4 protein-coding genes are annotated in these 2,966 nt (G+C 68.7%); all 4 read right to left on the bottom strand.

Annotation, left to right across the window (positions count from 1 at the left end):
* A partial coding sequence (locus tag H0W38_RS20010; RefSeq protein ID WP_292457471.1) for an Hpt domain-containing protein occupies positions 1-1,128 on the bottom strand: 1,128 nt, incomplete at its 3' end.
* Positions 1,125-1,553 (bottom strand): response regulator, encoded by a 429-nt coding sequence (locus H0W38_RS20005; RefSeq protein ID WP_292457468.1) that lies wholly within the window; start codon positions 1,551-1,553, stop codon positions 1,125-1,127. The genes H0W38_RS20010 and H0W38_RS20005, both read right to left, overlap by 4 nt.
* A gap of 2 nt (positions 1,554-1,555) precedes the next feature.
* Positions 1,556-2,410: a protein-glutamate O-methyltransferase CheR gene (locus H0W38_RS20000; RefSeq protein WP_292457466.1), complete on the bottom strand. Its 855-nt coding sequence runs from the start codon at positions 2,408-2,410 to the stop codon at positions 1,556-1,558.
* Positions 2,407-2,966: HEAT repeat domain-containing protein (locus tag H0W38_RS19995; RefSeq protein WP_292457464.1), on the bottom strand; the 560-nt coding region annotated here is incomplete at its 5' end. The genes H0W38_RS20000 and H0W38_RS19995, both read right to left, overlap by 4 nt.

The raw sequence follows: 2,966 nt of genomic DNA, 5'->3' as shown, positions 1-2,966 counted from the left end.
GTCGGCCGCGCTGCCGGCCCGTGGGTGCGCTGCCGCCGCGCCCGGTGCGCCGGCCCAGGCCAGGGCCCAGCCCAGCAACGCGGCGGCAGTCTCGGGCAGCGCGGGCAGCGCCGTGAGATGAGCGCGCGCCGGGCCGTCGTCGATGGCCTGCAGCAGACATTGCAAGGTGCGGCGCGCGGCCAATACGCTGCCCGCGGGCAGCGCGGCATGGCCCAGCAGCGTGCACTGGTCGGCCCAGAGCTGCGCGGCGCGCTGCTGTAGCCGAGCCTGGCCCGGCTCGGGCGCGACGCTGTCGTCCGCGACGGTGGCCGTGACGGTAGCGGTTGCGCCATCGGTGCCAGCGTCGGCAAGTGCGTGTAGCGCGACCTGCTCGGTCACGCAGCGGAAATGCTGCTCGAGCTCGGTGCGTGGCGCGTTGCTGAGGAGCACGATGTCCAGGTTGCACTGGTAGCAGTCCCAGGCCGCCAGCGCCGCGCCCTCAGGCCATGACTCGCGCGGGGCGAGCTGCAGTGCCAGCAGGCCCGGCGCGGTGCTCGCCAGCCGCCAGGGGTCTTCGCCTTTGAAGAAGCTGCCTTCTTCGGGAACGTAACGCAGCGACAGCGCCGCGGGGTGGGCGGCCAGCAGCGTGGGCGCGAGGCGCCCCAGCCAGTCGGGTGCGGCAACAGCGGCAGCCGTGGCTCCCGTGCTTGAGGTCGGCCCTGCAGGCATGCTCTGGGTGACGGCTGCCAAGGCCGCAGCGGGTGCGAGCAGCGCCCGCAGGGCTTTGGCATGGGCAATGGACTGCTCGTCGGCACCGTCGTCGATACGCCCGCTGCGTTCGATCTGATCGATCAGCTGCGTGCTGTAGTCCATGGCCTCCAGCAGCGCATCGGCGAGCTCGCCGCTGTAGTCCAGGGTGCGGTGGCGCACGCGGTCGAGAAGGTCTTCGCCGGCATGCACCACGCGTTCCAGCGCCTTGAACTCGAACAGCCCGCAGTTGCCCTTGAGCGTGTGCACGGAGCGGAAGAGGTCGTTCAGCAGGTCAACGTTGGTGGGCTCGCGCTCGACGTCGAGCAGCCGCGCGCCGATGGCTTCCAGGCACTCACGCGCCTCGATGACGAACTGGTCCAGCAAATCCGCTTGGTTCATGGTTTGACTCCGGGCGCGGCCTTCAGCGCCGCCTTCAGTGCAGACGATCGGTCGCCCAGCAGCAAGGCGGCGGTGAGCGCCAGTTCGGCCGGGCGCGCCGGCTTGACGAGGTAGCCGTTGGCGCCGGCGTCGAAAGCGGCGTTCGCGTCAGGCTGCTTGGCTTCGGTCGAGACCATCACCACCGGCGCCTGGTGGCGCGCGGGCAGGCGGCGCAGTTCGCGCACGAAGCTGTAGCCGTCCATGCGCGGCATGTTCACGTCGACGACGTAGAGATCGAACGCGGTGTCGTCGTCCTGCGCATGCACGCGCTCCAGCGCCTCGACGCCGTTGCTGGCTTCGTCGACGTGCCAGCCGGCATCGCCCAGGATCTTTCGGTGGTACATGCGCACGGTGGCAGCGTCGTCGACAACAAGAATGCGGTTCATGATCAAAGCGGCCTCTGGTAGACAAGCGCATCCGGAAACCGGCGCATGGTGAAGAGCGAGGACATGCGGCTCATCGATTCCGAATGGCCCAGGCAGATGAAGCCGCCGGGGGCCAGGGTGTCGAACATCGCCTCGGCGGCGACGCGGCGCGAGAGGTCGTCGAAATAGATCAGCAGGTTGCGGCAGAAGATGACGTCGATGTCGCGGAAGCGCCGCATGTCGGCGGGCTCAGAGAGGTTGACGCGGCTGAACTCCACGGCCTCGACGAGCTCGCGCGAGATGCGCCACTCGCCGCCGCCCTGCGGCGTGAAATACTTCTTCAGGTAGGGCGCGGGCAGCTGGGCCACCGAGCGCGAGGAATACACGCCGCGCTGCGCCGCCTCAAGCACCTTGGTGTCGATGTCGGAGGACAGGATCTCGACGTCGTACTGCTCGATCTTGGCCCAGCGCTCAAGTAGGTATATGGCGATCGAGTACGGCTCCTCGCCGGTGGACGAGGGGATGGACCAGATGCGGATGCGCGAGCCCGGCGCCTTGCGCGCGGCAACCTCGTTGAGCATGTTGTTGACCAGGCAGTCGAACTGGTAGGCCTCGCGGAAGAAGTAGGTCTCGTTGACCGTCATCAGGTTGACAAGGTGCTGCATCTCGGCGCCGTCGGCCTCGAAGCGCAGCGCCACGAACCAGGCGCGAAAACTCTCGGCGCCGGTGGCTTGGATGCGCTCGATCAGGCGCTTGTCGACGAAGTAACGCTTGGAGACTTCGAAATGGATGCCCGTCTTGCGGTGGAAGAACTCGGCGAACTTTTGGAAGTCTGCGTCGCTGATGACGGGTGGCGTGGCCACGCTGGCAGCTTTCATGGCGTGACGCTGCGAACAATGGCCAGATCGACCGAGAAGTTGATGTAGGGGTCGTCGGCAAAGCGCTGTGCGGCCGCGCGCAGCGCCGGCAACGAGGCCGGGGTGCCGACTTCGGCCAGCACCTCCAGTGCAGCGCCGACGACGTTGACGGCGCTCTCGTGCAGCAGCACGTTGGCCAACCATTGCGGCACCATCGGGTGGCGCAGATCGCCGAGCAGGTTGACGGTGAAGATGCGCACGTCGCTGTCTTCGTCTTGCAGCAGGCGTTCGACGTGGGGGGTCACGGCTTCGGGCAGGCCAGCCAGCACTTCGATGGCGCCATTGCGCAGGCCGGCATCCTCGCTGCGCAGCAGCGGCAGCATGGCGTCGACGACGGCGGAGCCGCCCAGCCGGGCGGCGCTGCTGAACAGCACCGCACGCACGCTGGCGTCGGGCTCGTCGGCCAGGTGCGCGCACAGCGCGGCCGCGGCGCGCGGATGGTCGGCGAGGTCGCGCGCCGCCCAGCGCCGCACGCTGGCGTCGGCGTCGCCCAGTTGCGCCACCAGGCCGTCGGTGT

This window comes from Methylibium sp., assembly GCF_013817365.1.
In the GTDB taxonomy this organism is placed as follows: domain Bacteria; phylum Pseudomonadota; class Gammaproteobacteria; order Burkholderiales; family Burkholderiaceae_C; genus Methylibium.
This window is presented reverse-complemented; position numbering and strand designations above follow the sequence as displayed.